Annotated in this window: 11 protein-coding genes; 2 read left to right on the top strand and 9 right to left on the bottom strand. The window is 41.3% G+C overall.

From position 1 onward, the window contains the following. Positions 1 to 4 precede the first annotated feature (4 nt). The 8 genes from B9A52_RS25580 to B9A52_RS15155 all read right to left on the bottom strand — a co-directional run bounded on the left by B9A52_RS25580 (position 5) and on the right by B9A52_RS15155 (position 9,479). The gene (locus B9A52_RS25580; protein WP_157370172.1) at positions 5 to 148 is read right to left on the bottom strand and encodes a hypothetical protein; all 144 of its coding nucleotides are present in this window, start codon (positions 146 to 148) and stop codon (positions 5 to 7) included. A gap of 48 nt (positions 149 to 196) precedes the next feature. Further along, positions 197 to 796 (bottom strand): collagen-like triple helix repeat-containing protein, encoded by a 600-nt coding sequence (locus B9A52_RS15185; protein WP_084121255.1) that lies wholly within the window; start codon positions 794 to 796, stop codon positions 197 to 199. A 37-nt stretch (positions 797 to 833) separates the two neighbouring features. Beyond that, entirely contained in the window at positions 834 to 1,442 is a 609-nt protein-coding gene (locus B9A52_RS25965; RefSeq protein ID WP_197687232.1) for a collagen-like triple helix repeat-containing protein, read from the bottom strand. Positions 1,443 to 1,459: 17 nt separating this feature from the next. After that, on the bottom strand, positions 1,460 to 2,053 hold the full coding sequence (locus tag B9A52_RS25960) for a collagen-like triple helix repeat-containing protein (protein WP_084121253.1): 594 nt from the start codon (positions 2,051 to 2,053) through the stop codon (positions 1,460 to 1,462). Positions 2,054 to 2,148: 95 nt separating this feature from the next. Further along, the gene (locus B9A52_RS15170; RefSeq protein WP_084121252.1) at positions 2,149 to 2,787 is read right to left on the bottom strand and encodes a response regulator transcription factor; all 639 of its coding nucleotides are present in this window, start codon (positions 2,785 to 2,787) and stop codon (positions 2,149 to 2,151) included. Next, positions 2,780 to 4,714 carry a sensor histidine kinase gene (locus B9A52_RS15165; RefSeq protein ID WP_084121251.1) on the bottom strand — a complete coding sequence of 645 codons (1,935 nt, stop codon included), beginning with the start codon at positions 4,712 to 4,714 and terminating at the stop codon, positions 2,780 to 2,782. Before B9A52_RS15165 ends, B9A52_RS15170 begins: the two co-directional genes overlap by 8 nt. 209 nt (positions 4,715 to 4,923) lie before the next feature. Beyond that, positions 4,924 to 5,844 carry a PorP/SprF family type IX secretion system membrane protein gene (locus B9A52_RS15160; RefSeq protein WP_084121250.1) on the bottom strand — a complete coding sequence of 307 codons (921 nt, stop codon included), beginning with the start codon at positions 5,842 to 5,844 and terminating at the stop codon, positions 4,924 to 4,926. A gap of 2 nt (positions 5,845 to 5,846) precedes the next feature. Continuing rightward, a complete protein-coding gene (locus B9A52_RS15155; protein WP_172805223.1) occupies positions 5,847 to 9,479 on the bottom strand; it encodes an Ig-like domain-containing protein in 3,633 nt (1,210 codons plus the stop codon). Positions 9,480 to 10,348: 869 nt separating this feature from the next. Between B9A52_RS15155 and B9A52_RS15150 the strand changes: the two genes are divergently transcribed. Further along, positions 10,349 to 12,142: a sensor histidine kinase gene (locus tag B9A52_RS15150; protein WP_172805222.1), complete on the top strand. Its 1,794-nt coding sequence runs from the start codon at positions 10,349 to 10,351 to the stop codon at positions 12,140 to 12,142. Further along, the gene (locus B9A52_RS15145) at positions 12,139 to 12,768 is read left to right on the top strand and encodes a response regulator transcription factor (RefSeq protein ID WP_084121247.1); all 630 of its coding nucleotides are present in this window, start codon (positions 12,139 to 12,141) and stop codon (positions 12,766 to 12,768) included. The genes B9A52_RS15150 and B9A52_RS15145 overlap by 4 nt, the downstream gene beginning before the upstream one ends. A 57-nt stretch (positions 12,769 to 12,825) precedes the next feature. On the opposite strand, the gene B9A52_RS15140 is transcribed toward B9A52_RS15145, so the two are convergent. Then, complete coding sequence (locus B9A52_RS15140) at positions 12,826 to 14,904, bottom strand: FISUMP domain-containing protein (protein ID WP_084121246.1); 2,079 nt, start codon at positions 14,902 to 14,904, stop codon at positions 12,826 to 12,828. Positions 14,905 to 14,984 lie beyond the last annotated feature (80 nt).

The raw sequence follows: 14,984 nt of genomic DNA, 5'->3' as shown, positions 1-14,984 counted from the left end.
ATAATCAAGTTTCCAAGCCACTTACCCATTTCATTAAGGGATCGATGTCAAGGTTTTTTGAATGTTTATCGGCAATCATGCTACTTGAAAGTTTAAAGAAAACAAAAACCCCGAAACCAGCCACTTGGACTGACTTCGGGGTCTTCATGTTCTGTGTTTTGTTCAAATAAGGGGTTTTTAGACCCACAAAGGTATACTAGGGTTCTATTCCGAAGTAATCGCAGACTGCTTCGTAATCATCAAAATCTAGTTCATAATTTACCCTGGCAGAATTTCCGCCCTTAATAATGATATGCCTTACCATGGAGTTAGGGAAGGCATCGGCTAGTGTACTGGTACTGATCGGAACAGTATGAAAAACATAGATGTAGCCTTGGATTGCTAAGTATTCGACTCTGAAAGTGATTTCAAAAGTTATAGGATTAATAAAAGTTGTCGGCAAACGGCTTATGGTAGTTGCCGTTTCGGTAGTTTTAAAATATACCATGATCAGATCCTCCTGAAGGGTTGTAGCTGTAATATTCGGGTCAGCAATGGAATCATGGGTGCTATTGTTTGCAAACTTCGTCCAGGTGTTTTTGGTCCAAGGAAAAGCCCTTGCGTTTGCCACACCTGCCTCACCTACATTTCCTGCAGGTCCTGTTGGTCCTGCAGGACCTTGGGCACCCTGAGGACCGGCAGGACCGTTTGCGCCTTTCGGACCTTCAGGACCTTCACATGACAAAAGGATAGCTGTTAAAAAAACTAATCCAAAGAATCCTTTTAATGCTTTGATATATGGGTTGACATTTTTCATTTCTTTATAGATTTTGTTTGAAAATTTGAAGATTAGATTAAGGCTCCACACCAAAAAATGAGCAGACAGCCTTATAATCATTCCAATCAGGCCATAAATATCTTCCTGAAGGATTTAAGCCCGAAATAACCATGTACCGGATCTGACTGTTGGGGATAATAGTGTTGGCACCTAAAAACCCTGCTGCTCTTGAAGGTCCATGAAAAAGGTAAAGGTTTTCAGTTGCAGCCTGAAACTCCAAGGTAAAAATCCAGGTAGTTCCCTGGTAAATCTGGCTGGGCAACACCTTGACAAACTGTGTTTCGGCATTATCCCTGTAGTAAACAACCACAACCCCAGTATTTAAAATTTCATCTGTAACTTGAGGTGCAGGGATAGTGTCCCTAACATAATTGTCAGGCATACCTGTCCAACTGTTGTTAATCCAGGAACTGAAAAAAACATTATCAGTTCCCATTTCTCCTGGATTTCCTGTGGCACCCTGAGTTCCGGCGGGGCCTTGGCTTCCTGCTGGACCTTGTGCTCCGGCCTGTCCTGCTGGACCAGCAGGACCTTCAGGTCCTTCACAGGAAATAACCAATATCATCAAAGCAAAAACCGTCAGGAGATTTGCCGAAATTTTATATTTGAATTCAATTTTTTTCATGAGCTTACAATTTTCAATCATGGTTCAATTTCAAAAACTCTACATACTTCCTCATAATTGCTGAAATCCGGAAGATTCAACCGTCCAAAAATTTCTGCAGGTACTATGATATACCTAACCTGAGATTCCGGAAAGATATTGTCAGCACCCAAACCATCGGGGTGAATTGACCTACTGTGAAATAATCTCAGAGAACCTACTCTTACACTAAAATCCAAACTGAAAATGATCAGGTCATTTGAATACACCAATCTGGGTAGCTCCTGCACTACGGTAGAGTTGGGACTGTCTTTCATATAAACCAATACCATATCGTTGTCCAGCACCTGTTGGGTGAATACAGCGTTAATGATGAAATGATCAACTGAACTGAAAGACCTCGACCAATTGGAATTGATCCAAGGGCTATAGATTACATTGGCAACTCCAACAGGCCCCTGAGATCCTTGGGGTCCAGTAGATCCTGCCGGTCCTTGAGCCCCCGCTGAACCTTGTGCTCCCGGATCGCCTGCGGGTCCCTCAGGACCTTCACAGGAAAGCAATCCATAGCAGGCCAACACGATTAATGTCAGCCTGATAAATCCATAAGTGTTTAATTTAAAGGGTTTCATATTTCCATTATTTGATTTTTTACATTAAACTTTCCTGCCATCAAGTTCATGATTTTGCTTACTGCTTAAAATACCCCAAAAGTAGTATTTACATACTAAAACCTCGGCTGTTCTTTCATCAAGGCCACCAAACCGGTCAGGTTTCTCACACCCAGTTTTCTAAAAATATTCTTGCGATGCGTCTTGACCGTCAATGGACTCAAAAACAATTTCTCGGCAATCTCATTGCTTTCATATTGGTTGAGGATCAGTTGAATGATATCCACTTCCCTGTTGGTCAGATTGTATTCTATCATCAGCCTTTCGTAAAATCCCGAACCCGATTCTGTCGGCACTTCTTGGAAGACATCCTGAAAATATTCTCCACCTTCAAGGATTTCCTCGACCCCGGTCAAAAGGATTTTTAAATGTGAATCCTTACTGATAAACCCTTTAGCGCCCAGTTTTTTACATAAATTGACTGAAGATTCCGTTTGGTGCATACTCACAATCAGAACCTTTACCAAAGGGTAATTTCTTTGTAAATAAGTCAACAATTGAATCCCATCCATCACAGGCATATTCAGGTCCAATACCAAAAGATCAGCTTTCCCCTCCTTATCGAAAAAAGTCTGCACTTCCTTCCCATTCTTGAAATGGGATAGTACCATGTAATCCGGATTTTTGCACAAGAGGCTTTCCATTCCTGAGGAAAAAAGTTCATGGTCATCTGCAATCAAAATCCGCTTACTCATAGGCTTTATTTTCTTTTTCAAAAGGAACGGTGACAATGACTGTTGTTCCGTTTTTATTCACATCAAAATGCAATTGTCCTCTGAGGTAATTGACTCTTTTATGAAGATTGGACAAGCCCATTCCACCATTGGGGTTTTTGATAAATTCATCAGGAATGCCTTTGCCATTGTCCGAAACCATCAGGGTAATGCTCTCATCATAGTTATCAAAAAACACCTGAATATCTGCTTCAGTTGCTTCCGAATGTTTGATGATATTGTTCAGGAGTTCTTTGATGATCCTGAAAAGATTGATTTTGATATCTATGTTCAAATAGGGAATATCACCAATGTCGTAAGAGATTTTGATTTTGTTCTGCACTTTGACCAAGTCGAGTACTTCTGAGACCATGGTTTTAAGCCTTTTTTCAGCGGCTTCCAAAGGCATCAGTTCATGGGCGATAAACCGCAGGTCTTGACAGGCCATCTGCATCAGTTTTTGGGTTTCTTCCAAGGAGGTCTTATTTTCATCGTTTTCTTTTTGATGCAACAAAATGCTGTCAATCTTCAATTTGATCATGGCCAATAAGCCCCCAAGGTCATCATGAAGGTCTTTGGCAATACGCTGTCTTTCTTTTTCCTGCGCCTGAATGATACTCTGTGCAGTTTTTCTTTCCTGTTCCAGGATCTGAACAGCCAATCGGTCTTTATCTCTTCTGATCTGATAATACCTGTGAGAAAGACCAATGGTCATAACAATAACATTGACAATGGACCCAAAAATCAATCCATTGGGCTTCAAAGGATGCCAATCCGTAATTCCCTGCAGATTCAAAACATAATTGGAAAAACCAAAAATCAAAACTGCCAAAGCAGCAAAAATAAAATAAGTGATCCGCCCTTTCTTTTTGAATTGACTGAAGGTCAAAATCATCACCAACAACATATTGATAAATGACAGTAAAAGGGCAAAACCGTTTACAAACCTGTTGAAACTGTAGCTTTCAGTGAAAAATATGGTTAAAAACACCAAAAAGGCATACAAATAAACAGTATAAAAAGTTGGAACAAATTTCCCTTTAATGACAAAACCATTGAGCTTGATGCTAAAAAAGTAATATATAAACTGAAGCAAAAAAACAGACATCAAAACTGAGAAAAGCGGTGTGATGACAGCTGATAGTTGACCAAAATACTCTCCATAAACCCATAGGAATAAATAGCCATCTTCTTCCAAAATCAAAATCAGACTGGACATCAAATAGCCTGCAAAGGCCAGGTACATGGACTCTTTGAAATAAAACCAAAAAAACAAGCCCAACCCGGTAGCCATCAACAAAATTCCCGTGACTGTTCCATAAATAGAAGACCGTTTAACCTCATATTCCCAGTATACATCGACACCGTCCAGATAAAAGGGAATATAGGTATTGAGGCCCCTGCTGTCCACTTTGAGTAAGAACAACCTTTGGGCAAGCGGAGGAAGAATTACCTGATAGGAATTTATCCGGCTGTTCATATCTCTCTCGGATCCTGCATACAAGAATCCCGAATACTGTTCCTTCAATAACTCCCCATTTTCATCAAAAGTATACAGGATACCTTCTTTGATGGCTGCACCTACAGGACTAAAAATCATCTTATTGTTTTCATCCAAGGTATTTTCCAATACAAAAGCAAACCACCAAATGGATTCAGTATAACCTTTATTAAACAACTTGGCCTCCCCGAAGGAGGTAAAATCACCATTAAGAAATTTCTTCAGAACCTGTTCGGGACTGTTGTTCCCTACCTCTTCCCAATAAAACATTTTAGGCCCAATCAAATCCTCATCGGGATAGGCAACAGGAATAGGTTGAAATTGGAAACTCCCGGCAAAAACCTCTCCGACCCAAAAAATTGAGCTCCAAACCACCAAAAAGTAAAAATATCTATTGCAAGGTTTCATTTGTTAAAAATCATCTATTGAAATATAAAAAAAAATACCCCAAAAAGGGTATTTTGAATGAAAGAAATATTTTATCTGTGTCCATCAGTAAAATCAGCTTCATCAGCGTTCCATAAATACTTATGAAGGAGGGAAAAACCTAATTTTCAAACCTACATCTTTGATAAAAGGTCTTGTGACTACTTTCATCAGTCTTTTATTTTACTGACTCAATAGTAAAAACAGGGCATATTTGAAGCCCTTTGAAACCGGTCCAAATTGAAGCTGACAAAAAGCGTGTGAGTACCTCTTGTATACCGTCCAAGGCTGTTAGTTGGAAAATCAAAAGCATAGCCGCCCTTGAATTGCTCGCCAAACCTGAAACCGCCCATCAATCCCACACTGGATTTATATTCCCAATTGAATCCAAAAAAAGCATCCCCCGAAAAATCGGCTATCACCGAAGTCAGGTAACTCGTAGGTGCACCTGTCAACCTCCTGGCCAAAATATTTGGTGATATTGTAACCACATCATTTACAGGTAACCTGAGACCGGTCATCAGGAAATAACTGGCATCCTGTACACTTACGCCAAGTTCAAATGGGTCATACCTGTCTGCCATGAAAACGCTTGGCGTGGAAAGTCCAAAATAGAAGCTTTCAGAAAACAGGTAAAAACCAAAACCCACATTGGGTTGGATCATATTGAATTGGGAGTTCTGAATGATATCCTCATCCGGATCGGAAATATTCAGGTTGCTGTAATCAATCCTTACACTGTTCATACCTGCCTTCATCCCGAAAGCCAATCGCAGACTGGAAGTAAGTCGCAAAAAATAGGAAATATTTGCATTCAATCCTGTTTCCTTGGTGGCCCCAAACTGGTCATTGACGACATCCAATCCAAATCCAAGATTGCTTTCTTCCCAAAGCCCATGGGCAGAAAGGTATTGGGTCTGAGGGGCACCATCAAAACCCGTAAACTGTGAACTGTGGATGCCAATCACACTCAATCCACCTCCTGAACCAGCAAAAGCAGGATTGTAGAATAATGGATTGAAGGTGAAAACAGAGAGTTTGGGATCTATTTGGGACTTAGCTGAGAAAATGAAAACCAAACAAAAGAATACCGAAACAAATATATTTTTCATGATTATTTTCTTTGGGAGTTGAGTAGATATAAGTATCCCGTTTCGCGTATTGGTAAAGTAGATCCAGGTTTTTTGTAAGTCAATGCGTAAAGGTAGTTGCCGGTTGGAAGTCCTAGTTCGGGTTGGGAAATGTCGAGTTGGTTGGATTCGCCGTTGAAAAATTTACCATTCTGGCCGTATCCGTCTGCAGCCCAGACCAGTACCCCATAACGGTTATAAATCTCCAGTCTGTTGTCCGGGAAAGATTCGATGTTACTTATTTTAAGGTATTCGTTCTTATTGTTCCCGTCACGCGTCACCATATTGAATACTTCCACCTCGCAGGGCTGAACGATGACCCTCACCGTAGCGCGGGTACTGCTCTCACAGCCCCTGGCAGACACATTCACCGCATAATAGGTCTGCCCGTCCATCAGTCTTTCATTTTCACTCAGCGGCTGTCCTCCCGTGGCACTGCTGTACCACCTGATGCTTTCCCCAACTGCAAACAGATTGGCCACTGTGGGCGAATCCGATTCGCAGAACTGCTGTTCCCCTTCCACTATAGCAGGCTGTACACTTATGATCGATGCCCTGATCTCTTTCCTCGCACTTTCACAGTCTCCTATCCTTTGGCTTACAAAATAGCTTCCCCCGTCCTGTATGGGATCATTGGGGTTCATTGTTTCTTGACCCGTAGCATTCCTGTACCAAATCAGGTTGGTTCCCGAAGCCTGAAGCTCAGATACCAAGGCCCCTTCGCAGAACTCCTGTTGGGAAGGACCTCCCGGTAATTGTGGGGTATTTATCCTGACCCTGACGGCAAGCCTTGTTGCACTTGGGCAGCTGTCCACAGTCTGTTCCGCATAGTAGCTGGCACCGTCCTGAAGTGGCAGGTTACCCGCCAAAGGGTTACCGCCCGAGGCAGTGCTGAACCATTGGATGGAGGTACCTGTCGCATTCAGCTCACTGACAAAAGCACTGTTGCAGAATTCCTGCTCTGAGTTTCCTGATGGAGGAGCCACCACTATGATGGATACCTTTACTGCTACCGCTGTGCTCTGACATCCCTCCTGGGTCTGGGTGGCATAATAGGTCCTGCCGTTTTCCAATGGACTGGTCGGGCTAAGAAATGTGGTAAGGTTTTGGTCTGCATACCAACTGATATTGCTTCCCGTGGCTTGCAGGTTGCTTACCGTGGCGGTATTGCAGAAGGCCTGATTCTGCGGGGCTGTAAAATTGGGCACATTGACCACCCTTACCTGTACTGCTCTTCTGGATGCACTTTCACAGCCCCCTATTGTTTGGGTGGCATAATATGTCTTTCCGCTGACAAGAAGTTCACTATTGGTCAACAAGGCATCGCCTGTGGTTGAGGCATACCAGCGGATATTCTCTCCTTCAATTTCTATTTCCGATACAACCGCTCCCGTACACAAGGTCTGATTTGCTGAGGCCGTAGGCAGGTCCGTCGAGGAAACAGATATCCTGACCGCCAGCCTTGACGCACTCGTACATCCGTCCACTGTTTGCTCCGCATAATAAGTGTTCCCGTTCTGTAGCAGAAGATTGTTGGCAAGTAGAGTTCCTCCTGTGGGATTCGCATACCAACGGATATCCGTACCCGTGGCAATTAGGTCAGAAACTAAGGCCCCTGTACAAAATCCCTGTTCCATATCTCCCTGTGGCATAGTTACCGTATTGATTGTTACCTGTACGGCAAGTGCTGCACCCTCACAGCCGTTAAGGGTCTGTGTGGCATAGTAAGTTTTATTTTCGAGAGGATTGTCCAAAGTCAGTAATTTGGTCAGGTTCTGATCCGAATACCAGCGGATGTTTGTACCCGTGGCTTGAAGCCCGGCCAGTGTGGCAGCATTGCAGAATTCTTGCTGAGTGACAGCGGAAACCAGGGGAACATCTAATAGAAATACCCTAACTGCCTTCCTGTTGCTGCCCTCGCAGCCGTCCACCTTCTGACTGGCATAATAGGTTTTGCCGTTTTCCAGAGGGATATTTAATGACAGTTGATCCATACCTGTGGGAGATCCGTACCAGCGGATATCTTCTCCCGATACCACCATATCGGATATCAGCGTACCCGGACAGAAATTCTGGTTTTCTTCTCCTAGGGGAGCTGTCGGTCCTCCCAAAACTACCCTGATGGCCGTTCTCGGGCTTTCACAGTCACCCACGACACTGGCAACAAAATAAAGAATGCCATCCCCTACCGCTGTTTCCACAGGAAGGATGTCTCCGGATTCCGAAAACCATATCAGGTTTTCCCCATCCACTTCAAGGTCAGCAAGCAGCCTGCCCTCGCAGATTTCCTGATTGTTTGCCGCCACAGGGGCAGAAGGACTTACCAGTTCCACCTGCACCCTCAACCGTTCAGGGTGAACGCAGGACCCTATCCTGTTCTCTGCATAGTAAAGGCGGTTGTTTTGGAGCACGGTACCCGGTGCAAGTGCTGTAGTGGAAGTAAGGCTTGGATACCAACGGATTTCATCTCCGACCGCAGTCAGGTCTTCTATCGTCCCTCCGGCACAGCGCACCTGATTCTCCGGTCCTGTTGGCTTCTTTGGTTCAAGAACGCGGACTGTCACTTCGAGGATTTCTTCCTTGCATGGTGGAGCCAAATCAAAATTCGAATTGAAAGCAACATGAACGGCCTTTCCATAGTAAATATCACCATCCTTCATTACTTCGTTTGGGTCGGCTAATAATGTTAGATCAATATCCTTATACCACTTATATTGAATGTAGCAATTGGGCTCGAGCCAATCTGTACATCCAAAGCTATTGGGTTTCTGTACCGAAAACTGAAGTTGACTGACTTGATTACTTCCACAAAAAGCTTGTTCTTGAGTAACATAAGTGAACTTTTCAGCCTCCACTCCCACGATGACCCTTATAGGCTTACCCCAGTCAGCTACAGTTTTACTTAGTCCGTCCCACCTAGGAGATTGCCTGTATACTTCAGCATATCGGAATAGCGGTAAACCATTTTTTTCTCCATCTTGGGTCGTAGTCCAATGATAAGTACCTCCGCCATAAATTATTCCTTCGTAAAAGAAACCTTTGTCATTGGTTTCTATGGTTCCAGTTCGCCAACCACCAGACCTTATGGATAATCCTGAAGAATTTGTTGGATTGGAATGAAAAATGGGATTAGGTTGATTGTCATTATTGAAAAATTCAGGAACTTTAATTTTATCGGCCATTTTGTTATCATAATAGTCAATATTTCTTCCTTCCAGCGTGATGTATAATTCCGCCCAATCACACATAGAGGTTACGTAACTTCCCTCAGGTGCCAATCCTCTGGGATCTAAAAATGAATAGGCATTGTACAAAACACCGTACTCTTCTTCGGTTGCAGGGTCATTATTAAAATAACACCATGCACCAAACCTTGCATTACTCCAGGCTATGGGATCTTGAATCTGTGGAATAGGGTCACCATTCCGGTATGTCTTCACTCTCAGGTTGCTGGTAATCCAGCGCTGATTGCCTATCAGCACGGTTTCATACACATTCCCATCGATGTCGGTGATGGTTTCCTGGGCAGAAAGCTGGCCTCCAAAAATTAAAAACAGCAATACAAAAAATAAAATTGATTTAATTTTGGTACTTATATATCCATTTTGATACTCCATATGAAAATTTGATTTAATCATTATTAACTTTAAATCATTGAACAAAACCCAATGAACCTCAATCATTTAGGTTTTTTTCCGATCAAATTAATTCTGGGTTGATAGTTTAGGTGATTTATATTGTATCAACCCTTCAAATTAAATACTGACTTTTAAAACAAAATACCCATAAAAAAGTATTTTATATACAAAAATAAGCTTTGGAGTTGTTGGAAAGATTTTGACGATTTTTAATTAAATGGATTTTTTTTATTTTGAAAAGAAACAATACACCTACTCTTTATCCGGAAAGTGTATTGTTTCATTTAAACTTATTTTATTTTTTCATAATGAAAGTATTTAAGTTTAAATAAGGGTTTAAGCTGTGTCCTTAAAGAATTTCAAAAATACAATCCCTTTATAAGCACAGTTATGTACAAACATCCGAAGAATAAGTTATGAATAAAATACCTATAAATAGGTATTTTATATGCATTAAAAGATATTTCATTAACAAAAGTATTGGACTGTCACGGAAATTGATTTTTTAATTTTATAGATTGAAATAAAAAATCTATTTAACTATTCTTCTTCCAATTTTTCAGATAAGGCCTTATGGTCTTGAATGTCATATTCTCATGAATTCCCTGATGTTAAAAAATTAGATTTTATAGAGATGGTTTCAACCTGGTCTCTGTACCTAATTAATTCCATAGCTTAAATTAATTTTTGGTTTTTTTTTAAGCTTGCAGAATATCATTACTTGTACAGTACCCATTTATAGGTACTTTTACACATCAAGCTTATTTTATCACCCACTCATGCTTTCACCCAAACTCCATTTATTATTCCGGAGGACATTTTTAACGGTTTCACGCCATTTATGGCTGTTGATCCTACTAATCTTTGTGGCCTGTCAAAATGGCGGCAAAGAGCCATTACCTTTTAATGCCTCCCCTAATTTGGGCCAAACTGTAAAGGAGGCCTGGGCAGCCACTGATTCCATTTTGATTACCAATGGACTATTTAATCCGGGGATTACCCGATATTCTTGGTGGATAAAAACCAAAATAAGCAATCCCGGCCTGGAAACAGAATTGTTTTTTCTTGTTTTCAATAATCCTCATATCAACCGGTTGGAGGTTTATGTCAATGGTTCTGAGTCAGTAATATTTACCATGGGTGATCGGTTTCCATTTCATCAGCGGCCCTATCAGGACAGGGACTTTGTAATTCCATTTGCATTGGAAAGCGGGGAATCCAGAGATGTGTTATTGCTGACAGACAAAGCTGGAGAAACATTGCTTTTAGAACCTCAATTACTGAATGAAGGTGATTTTTGGCAAAAACGGACGAGGGAAAACCTCTTAGTTGGATTATTGGTGGGCTGGCTGTTGATTATCTTTCTGTTTGCAGTTTTTTATGCATGGGAATTAAAGGAATGGAGTGCCCTGTTTTACGCCTTGTACATCATGTCTACCCTCATTTGGTTTGTCAGCCACTGGGGATTGGGTTTTCAATTTCTCTGGCCAGAAAATGTTGAGTGGACAGGGAAATCAAGACCTTATTTGAATTTGGTTACCAACATATTTTTTCTTGGTGTCATCCTGAGTTTTTTTCCTCCAAAAAAACATGGGAAAATCATCGGGATAATTCTATGGGTATTTCTTATAGTACAGTCAATTCTCTTATTCCAGTCATCGTTTGAAAATGAAATAAAAGTTTCCATTTCCAGCAAGATGATTTTTCTTTACTTTACTTTTTTTGCTTCAATTCTAATGACCCTTTTGGTTCTATGGTATCTGATCATCCAATGGCGGGCAAAAGTTCCTTATGCAGGATTCTATTTAGCAGGTGTACTGTTCCTGCTTTTTTTTAATGTCATATTGCAGTTACATCAATCAGGAGTTGATTTGGGATTACCCTATTTCTTCTTCAGTTTTGGAAGTGGGTTTGGGCTGATGGGCGAAACCACTTTGATTACCATCGCCTTTGCCAAAAGGGCTGCGTCATTCAAAGAAGAAAAGGAACAATTGGCCTTGGAAATGCTCGTCCAAGAAAAGAAAGTGGCAGATCAATTGATCCAAGTGCAGGAAGATGAAAGAAGCCGCTTGGCCAGAGATCTTCATGACAGTATCGGGGGAATGTTGTCCAGTATTTACCTGAAAGCTGACAAAATTGAAAAAATGAGCCATCCTACTGAAGAAACTACCCAACTGAAGCTACTGATCAAACAAAGCATCGAGGAAGCAAGAGGACTAAGTCATAACCTCACCCCACCCCACTTGGATGAATTGGGATTGGAAAAAGCACTTCACAACCTTATCCAGTCAGTCACCGAGCAAAACAATATCAAGGTCAAATATTATTTTAAGGTAAAATTGTCCCTTACAAAACCTCTTGAGTTGATGTTGTACCGGATCTGTAGCGAGCTTCTATATAATATCATCAAACATGCCAATGCCCAGGAAGCATTGGTGCAGCTGACTTCGGAAGACCAAACATTGGAAATCATATTGGAAGATGATGGAAAAGGCATGGATACCCAGAAAAAAATCCAAGGAATCGGTTTAAAAAACATAAGAGAAAGGGTTAATTACCTCAAAGGAGATTTACATATTGATTCGAATGAAAATGGGACAACTGTCATCATTCATGTCCCTATAAAATCAAGCAAAGAATGACACCGAAAAAGATTAAGTTAATCCATATAGACGATCACCTGCTATTTATCCAAGGTGTATATTCTTTGCTTCAATCAGAAGATCATATCCAATGGATGGGTCATGCACCAAACTTGGAAGAAGGTATTGAACTGACAAAAAGCCAAAAGCCTGAAGTAGTGCTATTGGATTATTTTTTGCCGGATGGCAATGGAATCAATGCTGTACCAAAAATTCTTTCTGTAACACCATCTGCCAAAATCATCGTGCTGACCATGGAAAACAATCCGGAAATCATCCGAGCATGCCGCGAAGCGGGTGTGATGGGATTTTTGCCAAAATCCATTGATAAGGATGAATTGATACAGGCTATTATATCTGCTGTGGAAGGGAAAACCAGTTTTCCTGTGATTGAAATACCCATTGATTTCAGTGAGCGTGGATCCAATCCCTTGGAAACCTTAAGTAAAAGAGAAAAGGAAATTGCATTTTTGATCGCTCAGGGGCTGACCTCTGCCCAGATTTCTGAAAAACTTCATTTGAGCTTACTTACTATAAACACCCATCGCAGAAATCTTCTACAGAAACTTGATTTGAACAACGCTGCCCAGTTGTCGGCTTTGGTCAGCCGGTATTTTAAGGGATGAAGGATGAAGGATTGATTTTAGATTTTAGATCTTAGATTTTGGATTTTTATTTTTAACTCAATCCTTCACACACCTAATAGAATACCCTTCCCTAGCATTAAAGGCAAAGGTGTTTGACATCTGCTCATTTTGGTAATACAGAAAAATAATAAACGGATAACCATTAATGTCGAAAGAAGAGGTCCAAAACGAGGTGTTTTCTCCGCTTCCTGCAAAATGCCCACTGGGTAACCTGAGGCCTGCCGGATAGGCTGAAAAACCACTTCCATTTGTGGCACCTAAATTCGGGTGAACCCAGCGGTTGATTGTCTTCATTTTACCCCCTGCGGTAGAACCCAAAAAATCCTCCAACTGATGCCATTCCCCAAAAGATGGCAGATGCCAACCCTCAGGACAAATGTCACAACAAGAGGCATTGGCATTATATAGCTTTCCGAATGGAATATCAAATTCATTCTGATTGTCATACCAGGCAAAGGCTGGGCCGGTTGCCGATTGCCATTCCTGATTGGATAATACTTCCGGAATCACGGTTCCATCCCGTTTCCTGGTAGTTCTCAGGTTTTCTGCCATCCACCATTGGCTACCGATTTTTACAGTCTTATAGACATTGCCATCAATATCTGTCAATGTACCATATTCAGGGACGACAAACGTTTTTGACCGCTCGCAGCCATCGGCGTCTACCACCCAAGCTGTGTACTCCCCTGCGGGCAGGTTGGTAAATTCAGTTCCTGACATGCCATTACTCCAAGTAATGGTATATGGTGCTTTTCCATATAAAATTTCCAGTGAAACTTTATCCCCTTCAAAAAACACTTCCAGCAACATGGGGCAAGAAACTTTAACCAAAGAAGGATAAACCCTACTTCCGGTCCTGGTTTTATCCCCGAAATAGAAATGAAGATCAAACAACTGTTCCCTTCCGTTTAAGCTTTCAAACAGAAAGGTGACTTTTCCATCTGCATTTTCGAAGGCTGTTAACCTGACCAAGGGATTTTCCAATACGGTAGAGAAAATTGTCAATTCCCCCTCCTCAAAAGGCTTCTCTTCCACATTGGCAGTGGCAGGAATGTCAAAAAGTGGACCGCCTGCCATTGAAGGCAAAGAAAAATCAAATGCTTCCTGATATAGGGATAAAATATTGTTTGATTTTTTCCTTAATGCTTCAAATGTATCATACCTCCTAACAAAATCCCCAACAAAGTCATCCGTATTGGCCCTATCCTGAAGGTTTGGTAATTGGTATTTTCCAAATATCCAAAAACCCGCAGATTCACCGGTTTCAAACGAAAGTGAGGTTTCCTCTTCAGGATTCATGGAACCATTGATATCTTTTTTCAAAGAGATTCCACGGAGTAAAGGGCATGTAAAGGTATTGGCAGCCAAACCTTCTAACCAGCCATGTTGATGCCACATAGCCAAGCCAAATCCTAAAAGAACTGTCCGGTAAAGTTGGGTATCCGGAAGTGAAGAAAATGCTTCGAAATACTTAAAATTGAAATGATCAAACTTACCCGATTGCACCAGGTAAGTGACCATGGGATATCCCGAACAGTCAGGTATCATATTGTCAGATTCAAAAATTTCAAACCAAAACTTGGTATTGGCATTGCTGAAAACACCTTTAACAAGCTCTTTTTCTTGAATGGACAGTTGGGAATAATCCTGTTTGAAACTGTTCAGCCATTTTTCATAATCATCGGCCCAAGTAGACAATCCATTTCCAATCTCCTTGATTTCGGTATGCAACAATTCATTTTGGAAAATAAAGGCCTCCACAAAATTATTTGGGACGGGAACAGTATTTGAAAAGGGGGCAATGTCTATCAACCAAATCCATTCCTTTCCATTGATCTGTACTGTCAATTGCTGATTTCCGGCCGCAAGCTCGGGGACAATAAATATCAGTGAATCGGAACCATATTTCCCCAATGTCAAAGGCTTATCTCCAAACGAACCTTCGAATACAGCTTCTTTACGATTGAGGTTTGGGGCATGGATTTTGGCAAGTTGAAAGGCCATCATCTCTCCGTCATATACAATTGGGTCAGGAGTCCAATCCTCCTCCTTGGAACAGCTGAAAAAAATCAATATTCCAAAAACTAACAACCGGAAAATTTGGGTAGCTTTCATAAATAGAATGCTTAAAATAAACCGATTCAATTTACCGAAAATTTTTCAAATTATTTCATAAAAAAAAGGGAGACTTTCGC

This window comes from Aquiflexum balticum DSM 16537 (assembly GCF_900176595.1).
In the GTDB taxonomy this organism is placed as follows: domain Bacteria; phylum Bacteroidota; class Bacteroidia; order Cytophagales; family Cyclobacteriaceae; genus Aquiflexum; species Aquiflexum balticum.
This window is presented reverse-complemented; position numbering and strand designations above follow the sequence as displayed.

Bases quoted from the DNA above. Each gene is read 5' to 3' on its own strand.
- B9A52_RS15170 (WP_084121252.1), bottom strand. From the start codon at position 2,787: ATGAGTAAGCGGATTTTGATTGCAGATGACCATGAACTTTTTTCCTCA.
- B9A52_RS25580 (WP_157370172.1), bottom strand. From the start codon at position 148: ATGAAGACCCCGAAGTCAGTCCAAGTGGCTGGTTTCGGGGTTTTTGTT.
- B9A52_RS15160 (WP_084121250.1), bottom strand. From the start codon at position 5,844: ATGAAAAATATATTTGTTTCGGTATTCTTTTGTTTGGTTTTCATTTTC.
- B9A52_RS15155 (WP_172805223.1), bottom strand. From the start codon at position 9,479: ATGGAGTATCAAAATGGATATATAAGTACCAAAATTAAATCAATTTTA.
- B9A52_RS15145 (WP_084121247.1), top strand. From the start codon at position 12,139: ATGACACCGAAAAAGATTAAGTTAATCCATATAGACGATCACCTGCTA.
- B9A52_RS15165 (WP_084121251.1), bottom strand. From the start codon at position 4,714: ATGAAACCTTGCAATAGATATTTTTACTTTTTGGTGGTTTGGAGCTCA.
- B9A52_RS15185 (WP_084121255.1), bottom strand. From the start codon at position 796: ATGAAAAATGTCAACCCATATATCAAAGCATTAAAAGGATTCTTTGGA.
- B9A52_RS25960 (WP_084121253.1), bottom strand. From the start codon at position 2,053: ATGAAACCCTTTAAATTAAACACTTATGGATTTATCAGGCTGACATTA.
- B9A52_RS25965 (WP_197687232.1), bottom strand. From the start codon at position 1,442: ATGAAAAAAATTGAATTCAAATATAAAATTTCGGCAAATCTCCTGACG.
- B9A52_RS15140 (WP_084121246.1), bottom strand. From the start codon at position 14,904: ATGAAAGCTACCCAAATTTTCCGGTTGTTAGTTTTTGGAATATTGATT.